Genomic DNA, 19,760 nt, shown 5'->3' with positions numbered 1-19,760 from the left:
CGACCAGTCCGGGGCGCCGATTTCATCGACCTGCAGCCGCAACATGGCATGGCGATCCAACAACGCCTGAACCAACACCAACACATCGGCCTCAGTGACTCCCGGCGGGGCCTGCAGCAGCATGGTCTGGTTGAACTGCTCGAGCGAACCCCCAATGCTTTTCAGCCAGCACATGATCGGGGTAGCGGCCACCTGCCCGACGTCGTTGTCAACCGGGCCGACGCCTCCTTCGGGCACCCGGGCGACGCGGGCCACTCGGGCAACGGATTGCTCGACGAAGATGTCGCGCGGCCGGCACAGCACCCCAGCCGCACGCGCGCGGGCCACCACCTGGATCGACAAAATGCTGTCCCCACCCAGGTCGAAGAATGACTCCTCGACGCCGACCCGGTCCAGGCCGACGACCTGGGCGTAGATGTCGGCCAAAATCATCTCGACCTGGGTCGCCGGGGCGCGATAGCGATCGGCATCGCCGTAGTCAGGGGTCGGAAGGGCGCTCGCGTCGAGTTTGCCATTGGCAGTCAACGGCAGACGCTGCACCTTCACCAGTGCCGCTGGGATCATGTATGCCGGGAGTCGCTCGCTCAGCGCAGCGCGTAATTGCGAAACCTCAACTGTGCCAGTGACATAGCCGATCAGGCGCTTGTCACCGGGGCGGTCCTCGCGGGCAATGACCGCTGCCTGATCCACCCCGGGGTGTGCGGTCAGCGCTGCGCTCACCTCCCCCAGTTCGATGCGGAACCCGCGGACCTTGACCTGCTCGTCGGCACGGCCGACGTAATCCAATTGGCCATCGGCGCGCCAGCGCACCAGATCGCCGGTGCGATACATCCGCGTCCCAAGGCCGCCGTACGGGCAGGCCACAAACCGTGACGCCGTCAACCCGGACCGGCGCCAATATCCGCACCCCACTCCCGCGCCGGCCACATACAACTCCCCCACCACTCCCACCGGCGCCGGATGTAACCACCCATCCAGCACGAACAACGCGGCCCCGCTCACCGGGGCGCCGATCGGCGCCACCCCCGAACCCGGCGCCAGCGGCGCACTGGTGGTGACGCACATCGTCGTTTCGGTCGGGCCGTACGCGTTGATCATCACCCGCCCCGACGCCCACCGATCCACCAGCTCGGCCGGGCAACGCTCGCCAGCCACCACCAGCGCCACCGAACCCAACCCGTCATCGGACAACATCCCCAGCGCCGACGGCGTCTGGGTCAGCACTTCTACCCGCTGCTCAATCAACAACTCGCGCAAGCGATCCGGCGACGTGGTCACCTCCTCGGGTACGACCACCAACAAGCCGCCCCGCAGCAAAGCTGCCCACATCTCGCCCAGCGACGCGTCGAACGCGTACGAATGACACTGGCTCCACACCCGCGCGGGACTCGGGCCGAATTCGGGGCCCAACGCAGCGAACACCGAATCGCCGACGAATAGTTGTGTGACGTTGCGGTGGGTCACCGCTACCCCTTTGGGGATGCCGGTGGTGCCCGAGGTGTAAATCAGGTGGGCGATGTCATCGGGGGCCGGCGCCGGCGGTGCGGTAATGGGTTGGATGCCAACCGCGGGCCCGCCGAGGTCCGTGATGTTGATGACCTTGACGTGATGGCCGTCGAGCCGCTCGGCCAGACCATCTGTGGTGATCGCGGCGATCGGCGTGGCGTCAGCGAGCATGAAACCCACCCGTGCCGCCGGCAGCGTCGGGTCGATCGGCAGATAGGCGGCACCCGCCTTGAGCACCGCCAAAATCGCAACGATCGCCTCGGCCGAGCGGGAAACCAGCAGTGCCACGCACTGCCCGGGGCCCGCGCCATAGCCAGCCAGCAAGTGCGCCATCTGGTTTGCCGTTTCATCGAGCTCCCGGTACGTCATGGACCGGCCCTCGAAAGTCACCGCCACCGCCGCCGGGGTTCGGGCGACCTGCGCGGTAAACAGCTCCGGAATAGACACCTCGGTTGTCGGCTCGCTCAACGCCGCACGATGGCCGAAGCTTCGCAGCCGAGCGTGTTCCGCGGCTGCCAGCAGATCCACTGACGACAACCGCCGGCTCGGGTCGGCGGTCATCGCCATCACCACCCGCTCCAACCGCCCGATCAGCGCCTGGATGCTGGCCCCGTCGAAAACGTCGGTGCGAAATTCCACGGTGCCGTAGATGCCGGCAGGCTCACCGGCTTCGGTCCAGCCCTCGACCAGAGAGAACACCATGTCCATGCGGGCGGTGTGGGTGTTCGCGAGCACCGGAGTTGCGCGCAGATCGCCCATCGCCAACCCGGCAGTAGGGTCGGTGTTCTGCCACGCCAGCATCACCTGGATCAGCGGGTGATGGGTCAGGCTGCGGGTGGGGTTGAGCCGCTCCACCAGCACCTCGAAGGGCACGTCTTGGTTTTCGTAGGCGGCCAGGCTTCGCCGGCGCACTTGGGACAGCAGTGCGGCGACGGTGGGATCACCGGCCAGATCGACGCGCAGCACCAGGGTGTTGACGAAAAAGCCCACCAGCTCGTCCAGCGCCGGATCGCCGCGCCCGGCGATCGGGAACCCCACCGCCACATCGCGGCTGGCGCTGATCTTGGAGAGCAGCACCGCCAGGGCGGCCTGGATCACCATGAAGCTGGTCACGTTGTGCTCGCGGGCGACCCGCGCCACCTGATGCTGCAGCTGTACCGGCCAGTCCACAAACGCAGTGCCGCCCCGATAATCGGCGGCGGGCGGGTAGGGCCGATCGGTGGGCAGTTCGAGTCGTTCGGGCAGCCCGTCGAGGGCATCCTGCCAAAACTCGAGCTGTGCGGCGACGGGGCTGTCGCTGTCATCAAAATCGCCCAGCTGCCCGCGCTGCCACAACGCGTAATCGACGTACTGCACCGCCAAGCCGGCCCAGCCCGGAGTCCGTCCCGCGCGCCGGCTGGCGTAAGCCACACTTAGATCGCGCGCGAGCGGGGTGATCGACCAACCGTCGGCGGCGATGTGGTGGACCGTGACCACCAGCGCGTGATCGTCGTCGGCGACGCAGAAAAGCGTTGCCCGAAAAGGAATTTCGGTGGCCAGGTCGAAGCTGTGGGCCGCCGCCGCGTCGACGGCGTCGTCGAGCCGGTTCACCGACCAGCCGGTGGCGTCGACAACGTCCCAACCGAAATCAGCCCGCTCGGCGGGCAGCACCAGCTGTTGAGGTATCCCGTCGAAGGCCGGGAACAATGTCCGCAGGCTCTCGTGGCGGCTCACCACATCGGCCAGTGCCGCTCCCAAAGCGTCGATATCGAGGCGGCCACCGAGCCGCAACGCCACGGTTATGTTGTAGACGGGTGAGGGTCCGTGCAACTGGTCGAGGAACCACAACCGCTGCTGGGCATACGACAACGGGATCCGTTCTGGGCGCGGCATCGCCCGCAACGGCGGGCGGGCCCGTCCGCCACGGTGGCGGCACAGATAGCCGGCGAAATCACCGACCGTGGATGCCTCGAACAGAAATCGCACCGGCACTTGCCTGCCCAACGCGAGCTGCAACCGTGCGCTTACCCGCGTGGCCGACAACGAATCCCCACCTAGGGCGAAGAAATCGTCATCGAGCCCGACCCGGTCCACGCCGAGCACCCCGGCGAACACCCCGGCGACGATTTTTTCGGTTTGGGTCTGCGGCGGCCGATAGGGTGTGGCGGCAAAGACGGGCGCCGGCAAGGCCTTACGGTCGATCTTGCCGGAGGGGGTCATCGGGAACTCGTCGAGCACCACGATCTGTGTCGGCATCATGTAGTCGGGCAGCCGCTCGCTCAACCGCTGACGGACCGCGCTGATCTTGCTGTTGGTGCGCGGGTCGTTGGCGTGGGTACCGCGTTCCTGAGGCAGGTAGAGGTCGGTCAGCGCGCCGTCAGAATCGTTGGCGGTCAAGAAGACGGCGTCGAGGGTTCCCGGGTGGGATCCCCAGGTGACCGCGACGCGGTAGCCGTTAGATTCCCCGAGGCGGTGCAATTCTTCGGGGACAACGGCGTCGGGAGTGGCGCTCGCTTCGGCTAGTGATCTACCGGCGGCGAGGGCCCGATCGACGGCGACGTCGGAAACCACGCCGGCGCGAGGGATATCGGTGACGCGCATTGCGGTGGGGTGTTGCGAAATCAACCGGGCCTGCAGCCCGCCCAGGCCCACGCAGTCCGCCCATGCGCAGGCGGGTGCGGAGGCCATGGAACGCACGGGAGCGGGGGCCTTGTGGACGGTGACGTCGTAGCGATACCGAGTCAGTTCGTTGTCGGCCGACCCGCGTTTGACTTGGATTTCGAGCCCGGATGTCGCGGGGTGGTTCTCCGCCCAAGTGGTGAAAAACTCTGGAGCTAAAAGTAATTCGGTTTCGCCGAGCATGGCGCGCTGGGCGCGCTGGCGAATCTCGGCGGTGTCGGTGGTGCTTGCCCGTGCGAGCGCCACAGCGGTGTGAAACGCACCCTGCAGGGCGTGGTTTCGCACGTCGCCGATAAACAGTGCCCCGCCGGGAGCCAGCAGATCCATCGCGTTGTCGATGACCTCGGCCAGATAGCCCGCGTTCGGGAAGTACTGGATGACCGAGTTGAGAATGATGGTGTCGAAGTATTCGTGCGGCAGTTCCTCGGTGACGTGGGCCGGCTGGGCCAGCAGCTGAACCCGGTCACGCCACGGGATTTGCCGCCGCTCCAGCCAGCCGGCCAGGTTATCGATCGCCACCGCCGACACGTCGGTGCCGACGTACTGCTCGCACAGCGGGGCGATCTGCGACAGCACCAGCCCCGAGCCCACGCCGATCTCCAGCACTCGCCGCGGACGCAGGGCCACGATCCGATCCACCGTGGCAGCACGCCACTCCGCCATTTCCTCGAGTGGAATCGGATCACCGGTGTAGCTGCTGTTCCAGCCCCGAAAATCCATCCCTGACTCGGGCACCGAAACCTCGGCGCCGTAGAGCTCGTCGTACATTCGCTGCCACTCTTCGACGATTTCAGCGTCGTGCTCATCGGTGGCCGTGTGCTCGACGGTGATGTAGGCGACGAGGTGGGCGCCGGTCGCGCTGCGGTGCACGCTGGCGGCGGCCTGGCGCACCTGAGGGCAGGCCAGCAAGACGTTTTCGATCTCGCCCAGCTCGATTCGCTGCCCGCGCAGCTTGATCTGAGTGTCGGCGCGACCCAGATAGTCCAGGGCGCCGGCGGGAGTCCAGCGCACCAGGTCGCCGGTGCGGTACATGCGCGACCCGGCGGCACCGAACAGGCCCCCCAACGGGTTTGCCACGAACCGTTCGGCGGTCAACGCCGCCTGGCCCACATAGCCCCGCGCCAGCGCGGGCCCGTCAAGATACAGCTCGCCCACCACCCCGACCGGGGCGGGGTTCAGCCGCGCGTCGAGCACCACCGCGCGCATTCCCGGGAGCGGGGTGCCGATGCGGACCGGCTGTCCCGCCGACAGGGGTGCGATGGTGGCCCAGATGGTGGCCTCGGTGGGGCCGTAGCCGTTGAACATCCGTCGACCCGGTGCCCACGCAGCAACCAACTCGTCCGGGCAGGCCTCCCCGCCCACGATCAGGGTGGACAAACGGTCCAGCCGGCTCCGATCCAGCGACGACAGCACCGTCGGGGTCATCACCGCCGCGTTGACGCGCTGGTCCTGCAGCAGTGCGGTCAAAACCGCGCCGGCGTACACCGCCGGCGGTGCCACCACCAACGCCCCGCGCGATCCCACCGCCACCAACAACTCGCCGATCGCGGCGTCAAATGTCGGCGCGAGCCCCATCAGCATTCGGGTATCCGCGCCCAACCCGAACACCTCGCGGTGCGCCGCTGCGATCCCCAGCAGGCCGGCGTGGGTGACTGCCACCCCTTTGGGGGCGCCGGTGGACCCCGAGGTGAACATCACGTATGCGGTGTTGTCCGGTCGGAGCGCCGCGAGCCGGTCGGCGTCGCTGATCGCCTCCGCGCGGCGTTCCGGTTCGTCGGGACCGTCCGAGACGCGTAAGCGCAGTAGCGGGCGCGACCGCGCCCCGGGCACGGTTTCGGCATCGCAGGTCAAGACGCACACCGCCGCCACGGCGTCGAGCACCGTGGCGATCCGCTCGGCCGGGTGAGTCGGATCCACCGGCACATACGCGCCGCCGGCTTTCAGCACCGCCCACCACGCGACCAGCAACTCGACGCATCGACCCATCGCCACGCCCACCGCGCGCTCCGGACCCACGCCCGCCCCGATCAGCTTCCGCGCCACCCGCGTTGACCACTCATCGAGCTCGCGATACGACAACGCCCGCGCGCCGTCGACCACCGCCACGGCGTCCGGGGCGGCCGCCACCGCTGCGGCCAACAGGTCCGGTGCCACCCCGACCGGCGCCGCGAGCCCCGCACCCGACCAGCCCGACAACACGAGATCGCGCTCACCGCGATCCAGCAACGGCACCTCTCCGACCACCACCGACGCGTCGGCCACCACCGCCTCGATCACCCGCCCGAACCAGGTGACCAACCGCTCGACGCTGGCGCGCTCAAAGAGATCGGTGGCGTACGACACTGTTCCGGCGACCATCGGCGCAGCCGGATCCTCGGAGGGCACCTCCGCCAAATCGAAATCGAGATCCCACTTGGCGGGGCGGGTGAACGCCGCGAACGGCTCGACGCTGACCCCGTCGATGTCCACCTCGGTGCGCGCATTGTTCTGGAAGACGATGGCCACCTGGAACAGCGGATGATGCGCAGTGGAGCGCACCGGGTTGAGTTGCTCGACGAGCCGCTCGAAGGGCACATCCTGGTTGCTGTAGGCATCCAGCGCCTTGTGGCGCACGCGCCGCAGCACGTCGCTGAAGGGCTGCGCGGCATCGAGATTCACCCGCAGCACCCACGTGTTGACGAAGAACCCGACCAGATCATCGAGCGCCGGGTCCAAGCGGCCGGCGATGGGCGCGCCCATCACCACGTCGTCGCCGACCCCGACCCGGTGCAGCAACACCGCCACCACCGCCTGCAACACCATCGAGGCCGTCGCGTTGTGTGCCGCGGCAACCCGCTTGACCTCCGCCCACACCGGAGGGTCGATGCGCAGCTCCACCTGATCACCGCGGTAACTGGGCACCGACGGGCGCACCCGGTCCGTCGGCAGCGACACCAGTTCCGGCAGGTCCGCCAACTCCTGAAGCCAGTACCGCAACTGCCCAGCGATCACGCTGTCCGGATCTGACTCCGTTCCCAGCGAGTCCCGTTGCCACAGTGTGTAGTCCACGTACTGCACCGGCAACGGCGTCCAGCGCGGGGAGCGGCCCTGCCGTCGCACCCGATATGCTTCGGACAGGTCCCTGAACATCGGGCCCATTGACCAGCCGTCAAACGCGATGTGGTGCACCACAATCCCCAGCACATGCTGCTCGGGACCCACCGAATAGAGCTGCGCCCGGATGGGAATCTCCGACGACAAATCGAACCGGTGTTCCGCCATCGCCGCCAGCTCGGCGGCCGCATCCGGCTGCGACAACGACGCCACCGCCGCGTCCCCGCGCCGCCACATGCCGGCCCTGGCCGGCAACACTTCCTGGTGCGGCACCCCATCAACGTCGGGGAATATCGTGCGCAGCGATTCGTGGCGAGCGATGACGTCGTCGAGAGCCGCGCCAAGCGCCTCGACGTCCAGCGCCCCGCTAATCCGAAAAGCGGTAGGCATGTTGTAGGTCGCAACCCCGCCTTCGAACCGGTCGAGGAACCACAACCGGCTCTGCGCAAACGACAACGGCACCAGCTCGGGCCGCTCGTGAGCCACCAATGGTGTACGCCGGCCCGCGTCCCCACCGATTTGGGCCGCCAACTCGGCGATCGTGGGTGCGTCGAACAAGCTGCGCACCGAAAGCCCGGCACCCAAGCCGGTGTTCAGTGCGGCGATCACGCGCATCGCGGACAATGAATCCCCGCCCAGGTCGAAGAACGACTCATCGACGCCGACCCGGTCCAAGCCCAATACCCGGGCGTAGACGTCGGCCAGGATCTCCTCGACCGGGGTGGTCGGGGCGCGGTAGCGATCGGTGTCGGCGTACTGAGGGGCCGGCAGGGCCCGGATGTCGATTTTGCCGGTGACGGTCAACGGGATCTGCTCCACCGCGATCACAGCGGCGGGGATCATGTAGTCGGGCAGTCGCTCGGCCAGCGCGGCACGCGCTTGGGCGGGGTCGGCGGTCCCGGTGATGTAGCCGGCCAGACGCTTGTCACCGGGGCGGTCCTCACGGACAACGACCACCGCGTGCTCGACCCCGGGCAGCGCGCTCAGCGCCGCGCGGACTTCTCCGAGTTCGATGCGGAACCCGCGGATCTTGACCTGTTCGTCGGCGCGCCCGGCGTAGTCCAGTTGACCATCGGTTCGCCAACGGACGAGATCGCCGGTGCGATACATGCGCGCCCCGGGCGCCCCGAACGGGCACGCCACAAATCGCGCCGCCGTGAGCCCTGCGCGGCGCCAGTAGCCGCAGGCCACCCCGGCGCCAGCGACATACAACTCGCCGATCACGCCGGCGGGCACCGGACGCAGCCAGCCGTCCAGCACAAACAGGGCGGTCCCTGACACGGGCGAGCCGATCGGGGCGCCCGACCCCGGGGTCAGGGGGGCGCTCATCGACGCGTACACGGTGGTCTCGGTCGGGCCGTAAGCGTTGATGAGCGTGCCGGCCACGCCGTACCGATCCGCCAGGTCCGGGGGGCAGGCCTCGCCGGCCACGACCAGCGTCACCCCCCGGAGACGGTCAGACGGCAGGGCGGCCAACGCCGTCGGCGTGAAATCTGCGTGCGAAATACCCTGGTGCGCTATAAGATCCAGCAATTCATCGCCCGGAAGCGCCTGGTCGTCGTCGGGGATCACCGCAGCGGCCCCGGTCAGCAGTGCGGACCACAGATTTGCCACCGAAACGTCGAAGGCTAACGGCGCGAACTGGAGGATCCGACTCGCGGGCGTAATCGCAAGCCGTTCAACGCACGTGGCCACCAGGCCGGCGACGCCGGCATGGGTGACGGCCACGCCCTTGGGGACACCGGTGCTGCCCGAGGTGTAAATCAGATAAGCGACATCCTCTGCCCGAGGGGCGGCGAGCGGGGCGGTAGTGGGCGCGCACGCGACGGCGGGGTCTGCACGGGCACCGACGTCGACGACGGGGACGTCAAACGGTGCCAGCCGCCCGGCCAGAGCAGCGGTGGTGACCACTGCGGTCGGCGCAGCGTCAGCAAGCACCACGGCGATGCGCGCCTGAGGATACTTGGGGTCCAACGGCACGTAGACGGCTCCGATTTTCAGCGCGGCGAGGACCGCCACGATTGCTTCGGCCGAACGGGAAAACAGCAGCGCTACATGGGAACCCGGGCCCACCCCATAGCTACGCAACAGGTCGGCCAACCCGGTGGCCGCCTCGTCGAGGTCGCGGTAGGTCCACTGCCGTCCGGCGAAGCTGACTGCAAGAGCGTCGGGCGTGCGGGCCACCTGAGCGGCGAACAGCACCGGAATCGTCGGGCCTGCCGTCGTGGGCGGCCCGGTCAGCGCGGCGCGATTACCGACCGCGTCGAGGTGGGCGCGTTGTTGGTCATCAAGCACATCGATAGAGGACAACGCACGGGTGGGATCAGCGCACATTGCCGATACCAGCCGCTTGAGGCGGTCGATCAGCGCGGTGATGCTCGCCAGGTCGAACACCTCGGTGGCGTATTCGCTCCGCAGGCCCAGTTGCGGGCCAGGCAGCACTTGCAGGGTCAGCGGGTAGTGGTTGAACTCACGGCCACTGACAGCAGTGATGGCCACTTCACCGGCCTCCAGCGACGAGTCGACAGGATAGTTCTCGTAGACGAACAAGCTGTCGAACAAGGCGCTGTGGCCGGTGAGGCGGTGGATGTCGACGAGCGGCAGATGGTGATGATCGACGGTGTCGTTGTGGGCGATTTGCAGCTGCGCCAACAGCTGCGCGGTGGTGGTGGTCGCGGTAATGACCCCGCGCACGGGCACAGTGTTAATGAACAGGCCCACCATGGATTCCGCGCCGGGCAGATCGCCCGGACGGACGGAGACCGTGGTACCGAAGGCGACATCGTGCTGACCAGTCAGCGCACTGAGCACCTGCACCCACGCCGCCTGCAACACGATGTTGAGGGTGGTGTGCTGTGTCCGAGCCAGCTCGGTCAGCGCCTCGGTGGTGTGGGCCGAGAACGCGCTGGAGTGCACGGCGCGCGCGGCGAACCCTAACCGCTGCGGCGGTCCGACCAGGGTGGGTGCCTCAAAGCCGGCGAACATTGTGCGCCAGGCGTTGCGGGCGGCCCCGGCGTCCTGGCCGGCCAGCCAAGCCAGGAAACCGCGATAAGGGGCAGGGGCCGGCAGGGGCCGGCCGGCGTAGCCGGCGATGATTTCGCGCAGCACGATCTCCAGCGACCAGCCATCCAGCACGATGTGATGGTTGGTCAACACCAGCCGGTGATCCGTGGCGGCGGTGCGGATCAGCACCGCGCGCAGCGGGCACTGACGGGCCAAATCGGTGATCGCAGCGCGCTCGGCAGCGCAGATCTGGTCGATGCTCTGCTCGGGCTGCACGTCGTCGGTCAGATCGATAAACCGCCATGGCACAACGGGATCGGCCACAATTACCTGAACCGGCTCGTCGAGGTCTTCGTAGACGAAACGGGCCGCCACGTTGGGGTGGCGAGTTACCACGGATTGCACCGCGCGATGCAAACGGCGGTCATCGAGCGGACCGGTCATGGCCACGTGGAGTTGCATCGCGTACGCGGCGGCCAAGCCTTGCGGGTCACCGGCATGAACGAGCAGGCCCGATTGCAGCGGGGTCAGCGGCAGCAGATCGCGGATCCGGTAGGCGCGTGCGAGGTTATCGATCTGTCGTTGGGTCAGCCTCATGTCAACCCGCTTCGACGCAATGGCGTGAGCGCGAAGTCCGACGGGGTGAATCCGCCGCCACCGGCGCCGACGTGGGCGCAGATTCCGGCCAGCGCCTCAAACCACAACTCGCTCATTCGGTCGATTTGGGCGGCATCAAGTTTGGAGGACGCCCAGCTCCAGTCCGCACGCAGTTGTGGGCCCGCGGCGGTGTCGAAGGCGAAGGCGTTGAGCTCCACGGTGTGCGTCAACGGCATCGCCACGGCGGCGGCCGCGCCGAGGACCGACGGGTCGTCAGGGCAGATCCGCCAAATATCCCCCGCCCCTCCCACTGGGGCGCCCACCCGACCCAGGTAATTGAATCCGATCGGCGGGTTGGGTCCGGTCAAATCAGCGTCGGTGTTGAGGTAGCGCAGCACGCCATAGGTCCACCCATCGGGCACCGACCGTAGCTGTTCCTTCGCTTGCTTGACCGCACTGCCGAGCACCGCCTTGCCTGCTGTGACCTGCGCCCACGAAACACGCTCGACAACCAGGGCCACTGGGTATTTGGTGGCGAACCATCCCACGGTGTGGGACAGGTCGAGGTCGGGGGACAGTTCCTCGTGACGGCCGTGGCCCTCTACGTCGATGGCGATGGGCCCGGCGGTGTCCAGGAATTCCGCCCACGCCAAGCCGAACGCGATCAGCAGGATGTCTTGCACCCCAGCATGAAACGCCGCTGGTACCTCACCGAGCAGCAGCCGCGTAGTCTCGACATCCAATTCCGCCGACAGCTGGCCGGCGGTGGCATAGGTATCCAGCACAGCATCGACCGCAGGCAACACGGCCTGAACCGCTACGATCTGCTGCCAGGCCTGCAGCAGGTCGACCACCGTGGTCGTGCGCGCCTGCTCGGCCAGCACCGCGGCCCACCGCCGAAATGAGCTCCCCCGCATCGGCAAAACCGGCACCCGCCCGGCGCGGTGCTGCCCCCACGCGGCGTTGAGATCATCCAGCAAAATCCGCCACGATACCGCGTCGACGGCCAAATGATGGATCATCAACACCAGCCGACCGGTGGAAATCACCCACAGCCCACTGACCATCACCCCGGCCTTCGGATCCAGCCGCCGCCGCGCCCCCAACAACTCCTCATCGCACAACACGTCGACGGTGTGCACACAGCGCCGGGCGTCCACCGAGCCCGACGGCAGGGTCTCCAACACCCACCGGCCCGCTGGGCCTTCCGCGCCGATGCGCAGCCGCAACATCGCATGCCGATCCACCAACGCCTGCACCATCACCACAGCATCGGCCTCGCTGGCACCTAGCGGAGCCTGCACGGCCATCGTCTGGTTGAACTGCTCCACCGGCCCATCCACGGTTGCCAGCCAGCACGCCGCCGGTGTCGAAACCAGCTGGCCCACATCGTCATCGAGGCGGTCATCTGCACCGGCGACCACCCGCGCTATCCCGGCCAGGCGCGCCACGGTCTGCTCGACGAAAACATCGCGCGGCCGACACAGCACCCCGGCCGCACGCGCGCGCGCCACCACCTGGATCGACAAAATACTGTCCCCGCCCAGGTCGAAGAACGACTCGTCCACACCCACCCGATCCAGCCCCAGCACTTGGGCATAGATGTCAGCCAATATCTCCTCTACAGAACTGGTCGGGGCGCGGTAGCGATCGCCGTCGAGGTAGTCGGGCGCCGGCAATGCGGCCTTGTCGAGCTTGTCGTTGACCGTGAGCGGCAGCCGGTCCACAACCATCACAGCGGCCGGGACCATGTAGGGCGGCAGCCGCGCGGCCAGCGCCGCACGCAAAGGCGAAACCTCTACCGCGCCAGTCACATAGCCGATCAGACGCTTGTCGCCGGGTCGGTCCTCACGGACGACCACCACCGCCTGATCTACCCCGGGCAGCGCGGCCAACGCGGCTTGCGCCTCGCCCAACTCGATCCGAAACCCGCGGATCTTCACTTGCTCATCCGCGCGCCCGACGTAGTCCAACTGCCCATCGGTGCGCCACCGCACCAGATCGCCGGTGCGATACATCCGTGTTCCGGCCCCACCGAATGGACACGCCACAAACCGCGACGCGGTCAACCCGGCCCGACGCCAATACCCGACAGCCACCCCGGCACCGGCCACATACAACTCGCCCACCACACCGACCGGTACCGGCCGCAACCATCCATCCAGCACAAAAAACGCCGCTCCCGCCGCGGGCGAGCCAATCGCCGGCACTCCGCGGTCCGCCACCAGCGGCGCCGTGGCGCACGCCCACATCGTGGCCTCCGTCGGCCCGTAGGTATTGATCATGACCCGCCCCGGCGCCCAACGCTCCACCAGCTCGGCAGTGCAGCGCTCAGCGCCCATCACCAACGTCACTGGCCCTAACCGTTGCGGCTCCAACATCTGCATCGCAGAGGGGGTTTGACTCAACACATCGACCCGCTCCCGGGCCAGCAACGTCTGAAACTCCTCCGGCGAGCCGGCGACCGGTTCGGGCACCACCACCAGGCGCCCACCGTGGAGCAGCGCTCCCCAGATCTCCCATACCGAAGCGTCAAACGCCAAGGAATGACACTGGGTCCACACCTTGCCCGGCCGCGTTAGGCCCGCATCCAGGGAGTCAAACAGCTGCGTCACATTACGGTGGGTGGCCGCCACCGCCTTAGGCAGCCCGGTGCTACCGGAGGTATAGATCAAATGGGCAATGTAGTCGGGGCCTGGGGAGACCAGCGTGGTCCCAGGCGTTGCCTCGAGTGCAGAGCCGTCGAGCTCAATGACCGGTCGGTCGAATCCGGCGAGCCGGCTGGCGAGCCCCGGAATCGTCACCGCGACCTCGGGTGCGCCGTCGTCGAGCATGAATTCGATCCGGGCCGCGGGCAGCGCCGGATCGATCGGCTGATAAGCCGCCCCGGTCTTGAGCACCGCGACAATTGCTGTGATCGCCTCGGCGCAGCGGGGAAATAGCAGCGCCACCACCGCTCCCGGGCCCGCCCCATGGCCAACTAGCAGGTGCGCCAACCGGTTCGCCGAGTCGTCGAGCTCGCGGTAGGTGACCTGCTGTCCGGCGCAGCTGAGCGCCACTTGGTCCGGTGTGCGGGCCACCTGGGCGGCAAACAACTCCGGAACCGACGCTGAGGCAACGGTATTGCCACACGCTGCCCGGTTGCCGACCGCATCGAGGTAGGCGTGCTCGTCCGCGTCGAGCACATCCAGCGCCGAGAGCCGGCGCTGCGGATACGCACACATCGCCGCCAACACGCGTTGCAACCGCTCCGTGAGCGCCCTGATGTTGGCCGGGTCGAACGCCTTGGTGGCATACTCCACCCGCAGCGTTAGTTGCGCGCCGGGCAGCACCTGCAGCGTCAGCGGGTAATGGTTGAACTCGCGGCCACGGACCCCGGTGATGCTAACGTCGCCGGTTTTCAGCGAGGTATCGACAGGATAGTTTTCGTAGACGAGCAAGGTGTCAAAAAGCCTGTCCTGTCCCGTGACTCGGTGGATCTCGCGGAGCGGGTGGTGCTGGTGGTCGACTGTGTCGTTATGGGCGGCTTGTAGCTGGGCGAGCAGCTGCGCGGGGGTGGTGTTCGCGGTCAGGCTCGCGCGCACGGGCACCGTGTTGATGAACATACCCACCATCGATTCGGCCCCGGCCAGCTCGGCGGGCCGGCCCGACACCGTGATTCCGAACGCGACGTCACGGTGACCGGTCAGCGTGCTGAGCAGCTGCGCCCACGCGCCCTGCAACACCATGTTGACGGTGGTCTGCTCGGCGCGAGCCAGCCGGGTGAGCGCGTCGGTGCTTGCCGCAGACAGTTGCACGCAGTGCACGGCGCGCTCGGCGAACCCGAATCGCTCCGATGGGCATACCAAAGTGGGCTCCGTAAACCCGGTGAACAGATCGCGCCACGCGTTGCGGGCCGCCTCGACGTCCTGGTCGGTCAGCCAGGCCACGAAACTGCGATACGGGACCGGTGCCGGAAGTGCTTGGCCCCCATAGGCTGCCATGATTTCCCGCAGTAGGATCTGCAGCGACCAGCCATCCAACACGATGTGATGGTTGGTCAGCACCAGCCGATGGTCCTCCGTGCCGGTGCGGATCAGGACTGCCCGCAACGGACATTGCCCGGCCAAGCCGGCAAGGGCCGCACGTTCAGCGACGCACAGGGCCTCGATTCGCGCCTCGGCGTGTGGGCCGTCGCCGCTCAGGTCGATAAACCACCACGGCACAACGGGATCCGCCAGGATGACCTGCGCCGGCTCGTCGCGCTCCTGGAAGACGAATCGAGCCGCCACGTTGGGGTGGCGGGTCACCACCGTTTGTACCGCGGCATGAAAACGTTGCGGATCGAGCGGACCGGACAGTGCGATATCCAGTTGCACCACATACGGGTCGGTGGCGCCGTGCGGGTCGCTCGTGTGGACCAGCAACCCGCGCTGCAACGGGGTCAACGGCAACACATCGCTGATCCGGTAGCGGCCTTCGAGGTTTTCGATTTGGGCCTGACTTAGGCGTATCAACACGATATCCGACGGGGTGAACCCGCCGCCACCCGCGACCACATGGGCGCTGATTTCCCTCAGGGCCTCGAACCACAGCAAGCTGAGCCGGTTGATCTGGGCCCCATCGAGTTTGGAGGACGCCCAGTTCCAGTCCGCGCGCAGTTGCGGGCCAATGTCGGTGTCGACGATGAGTGCGTTGAGCTCCACGGTGTGCATCAACGGCATAGGCACCGCCGCGGCGGTGCCGAGGACTGCGGGGCTGTCATGGCAGATCCGCCAAACATCGCCCATGCCGTTCCCCGCGGTTCCTAGCCGCCCGAGGTAGTTGAACCCGATCGGCGGGTCGGGACCACCCAGATCCACGTCGGAATTCAGGTATCGCAGCAAGCCGTAGGTCACACCGGCTGGAAGGGCGCGAAGCTGTTCCTTGGCGTCCTTGACCAGCGCCCCTAACTGCGTCCGGTAATGGGGATTCACCATCAAGGCCACCGGATATTTGGTGGTAAACCACCCCACGGTGTCGGAAAGGTTGAGGTCGGGCGCCAGTTCCTCATGGCGGCCGTGGCCCTCCACGTCGATGCTGATCGGCCCGGCACTGTCGAGGAATTGCGCCCACGCCAGCCCGAACGCGATCAGCAGAATGTCTTGCACCCCAGCATGAAACGCCGCCGGCACACGGCTCACCAGCAGCCGGGTCGTCTCGACATCCAACGACACCGACAGCTGCCCGGCGGTCGCATAGCTATCCGTCGCAGGATCGACCGCAGGCAACGCCGCCGGGGTCGCCATGATCTGCTGCCACACGGGGGCCAGGTCCACCACTTCCGGGCGCCGCGCGTGCTCGGCCAGCACCTCGGCCCACCGTCGAAACGAGGTCCCCCGCACGGTCAACGCCGGCACCTGCCCCGCATGCCGCTGCTGCCAGGCGGTGTTGAGATCAGCCAGCAATATCCCCCAGGAGACCGCATCAATTGCCAGATGGTGAACGATGAGCACGAGTTGGCCCATGGAGGACACCCACAACGCGCTGAGCATCACCCCGGCGCTCGGATCCAACCGCCGCCGTGCCCCGACCAACGCCGCTTCGGACAACACGTCGACAACGTGTACACACTGCCGGGCATCCACCGTCGCGGGCGGGCGGGTCTCCAGCAGCCAGCCCCCAGTGCCGTTGTCGTCGACGCGCAGCCGCAACATGGGATGCCGGTCCACCAACGCCTGCAGCAGCGCCACCACATCGGCGTCGCTGACGCCCGCCGGCGCCGCCAGCAGCATCGTCTGATTGAACTGATCGACGGGGCCCTCGACCCTTTGCAACCAGCGCATGATCGGGGTTGAAACCAGCTGCCCTACACCGTGATCGACTTGGTCGTCGTCGCTGTCGGCCACCCGCGCTATGCGGGCCAGAAGGGCCACCGTGCGGGCGACGAAAACATCGCGCGCCCGACACAGCACCCCTGCCGCACGCGCCCGCGCCACCACCTGGATTGCCAAAATGCTGTCCCCGCCGAGATCGAAAAACGACTCCTCGACGCCCACCCGATCCTGCCCCAACACCTGGGCGAAGATGCCGGCCAAAGTCTCCTCAACCGCGCTGGACGGGGCGCGATAGCGATCACCGTCGGCGTAGTTAGGGGCCGGCAGCGCCGCCTTGTCCAGCTTGCCGTTGATGGTCAACGGAATCCGATCAACGGCCATCACCGCTGCCGGGACCATATAGTCGGGCAGCCGCTCGGCCAGCGCGGCGCGGACCGCATCGGGGTCGCCCGTACCGGCCACATAGCCGACCAGCCGCTTTTCCCCAGGACGGTCCTCACGGACAATAGCCACCGCCTGATCGACCCCCGCCGCCGCGACCAACGCGGCACGCACTTCCCCGAGTTCGATGCGGAACCCGCGGATCTTCACCTGCTCATCGAGACGACCGAGATAATCCAGCTGCCCATCGGTGCGCCACCGGACCAGATCGCCCGTGCGATACATCCGCGCGCCGGGCGCCCCGAACGGACACGCCACAAACCGCGACGCCGTCAGCCCGCTACGCCGCCAATATCCAGAGGCCACCAACGCGCCGGCCACATACAACTCCCCCACCGCTCCCACCGGCACCGGACGCAACCACCCATCCAGCACAAATAGCCCCGCACTCGCGACCGGCGACCCGATCGGGGCCCCTCCCCCGGCGCTGAGCGGCGCGCTCATGGACGCGTACACCGAGGTTTCGGTGGGCCCGTATGCGTTGACCATTAGCCGCCCCGGCGCCCACCGATCGACCAGTTCCGTCGGACAGGCTTCCCCGGCCACCGCCAACGTCACGCCGTGCAGCCGATCAGGGGTAAGGGCGGCCACCGCCGATGGCGTGAACTCGGCATGTGAAATATGCTGCCGCGCAGTCAGCTCCATAAGTTCGTCGCCTAGCAGCGACTCGTCGCTATCCGGAATCACCGCCACGGCCCCGGTCAGCAACGCACACCACAGACTCGCCACCGACACGTCGAACACCAGCGGAGTAAATTGCAGGATCCGGCTCGCGGATGTAATCACAAGCCTGTCAACGCAAGTCGCCACCAGATCGACGACGCCAGCATGAGTGACCGCCACTCCTTTCGGGAGTCCGGTGCTGCCCGAGGTGTACATGAGATGAGCAATGTCATCGGCGCTCGGCGCCGGCGGCGCGGTTCTGGGCTGAGCCTTCAAGGTCGGGTCGTCGACGTCGAGCACCAACAAGTCGGAACCGGCCAGCCGCGAACGCAGGCCTGCAGTGGTGATCGCGGCGATCGGCGCGGCGTCATCAACGAGGAGTTCGATGCGCGCCTGGGGGTATTGCGGGTCGAGGGGCAGGTAGGCCGCACCGGCCTTCAGCACCGCCACGATCGCGGTGATCGCTTCCACGGAACGGGAAAACAGCAGCGCCACAAACGAGCCGGGGCCCGCCCCATGGCCGATCAGCAAGTGCGCGAGCCGGTTTGCCGCCTCATCGAGCTCGCGGTAGGTCACGCAGCGCCCCCCGCAGCTGATCGCGACCGCATCCGGAGTATGGGCCGCCTGGGCGGCAAACAACGCTGGAATCGACACTGCAGCACCGGGATGGGTCAATGCGGCGCGGTTACCGACAGCATCGAGCCAGCCGTGTTCGGACTCGTCGAGCAGATCAATGGATGACAACGCCCGGTCCGAATCCTCGGACATCGCATCCAGCAGTCGTGCCAACCGCTCTACCAAGTCGGCGGCGTTGAGATTCCCGAATGGCCGCGCGGCACCGGCTGTGCCGAGAAACAGCTGATCGCCTGTCCTCGCGAAGAACAGGCCGAAGTACTCGACAGGGCCAAAGCTGTGACGCATTACCGAAGCCGACGCGTCACCGAAGGACTCCATCGCGGTGGGTGGCAGGACATCGACGGTTATCCGGTTCGTCGCCTGCTGACTGTCCAGGATTCTTACCGGAAATCTCTGATGCTGCAGCACTTCCTTTCTTCTCGAATCAACTTGTCTACAGAGGTCGGCAACCGTGTCCGCGCCCGTCATCGATATCGCAAGCGGTAGGGATCCGGCCATCATCCCGGCAAACGTTTTTGATTCCGCACACACTCTTCTGCTGACCGGCAACTCGAGGACCAATTTGGGACCGCCGGTCGACCAGCTGGATATCAGAAGCGCACAAGCTGCGGTGATTACCGATTCCTCGCGGACGTTCAAATCCTTTGACAGCCGCATGATTCGGCCGAGCGTCAAAGGTTTGAACGGCACCGCCCGGCTGGCCGGATTCGCGCCAGCTTCGGCCCCTACTTCCGTTTGTACGAAGCGCGACGCAGTTTCCGAGCGCAGATTGCTTAACCAGTACTGCCTGTCGGCGAGGAAATCTTCGGACGATTCGTAATCACGTTCGCATGCGAGGAGGGCACGCAGCGATCCAAAGGGCGACGCAGCGACAGGCTCGCCAGAAACGACCGAAGTGTAGATGGCCGCAATCCGGTTAGCGATAAGCGAGAGACCGACCTCATCGACCACGGCGCAGTGGCAGGATACGAACAGATAGAACTCGTCTCGCCGCGTCTGCAACAGCGCGAATCTGAACAGCGGACCAGACAACGGCATAGGAGTATGCAGCTGCGAGGTGGCGACGTTATAGGCTTCCTCGACCGGATCCCGGGAGCATCTCAGGTCATAGAAAGGAATCTCGAAATCCGGGTAGTCGGCAGGCCGCTGGTAGACCTGCCCGTGGATCTCGAAAAGGGCCACCCTGACGGATTCGGCTTCTCGCACGCATTCGCGAATGGCGGATTCCAGCGCACCACGTTCAACCGTGCCATCGATGACGACGAATTGGCTGAGTTGCGACTCGGCATCGAAGCCACCGATTTCGTGAGTAAGCCAGTGGTCAAGCTGCCGGCGTGTCAGGGGCAGCGGCGGCTCATCCAGCTCCAT

2 protein-coding genes (1 of these 2 running past the window's edge) are annotated in these 19,760 nt (G+C 66.9%); both read right to left on the bottom strand.

What is annotated here, in order from left to right; all coding sequences use genetic code 11:
* Positions 1 to 10,857, bottom strand: part of the annotated coding region (locus tag A5655_RS07265) for a non-ribosomal peptide synthetase (protein WP_067007448.1) (this coding region is incomplete at its 3' end). The annotated region extends 11,629 nt beyond the left edge of the window; 10,857 of its 22,486 annotated nt are in view.
* Positions 10,854 to 19,760 (bottom strand): non-ribosomal peptide synthetase, encoded by an 8,907-nt coding sequence (locus A5655_RS07260; protein ID WP_082978536.1) that lies wholly within the window; start codon positions 19,758 to 19,760, stop codon positions 10,854 to 10,856. The genes A5655_RS07265 and A5655_RS07260, both read right to left, overlap by 4 nt.

The organism is Mycobacterium sp. 1081908.1 (assembly GCF_001673535.1).
Lineage (GTDB): Bacteria > Actinomycetota > Actinomycetes > Mycobacteriales > Mycobacteriaceae > Mycobacterium.
The sequence above is the reverse complement of the archived record's forward strand: the minus strand, read 5'-3'. Positions and strand labels throughout refer to the sequence as shown.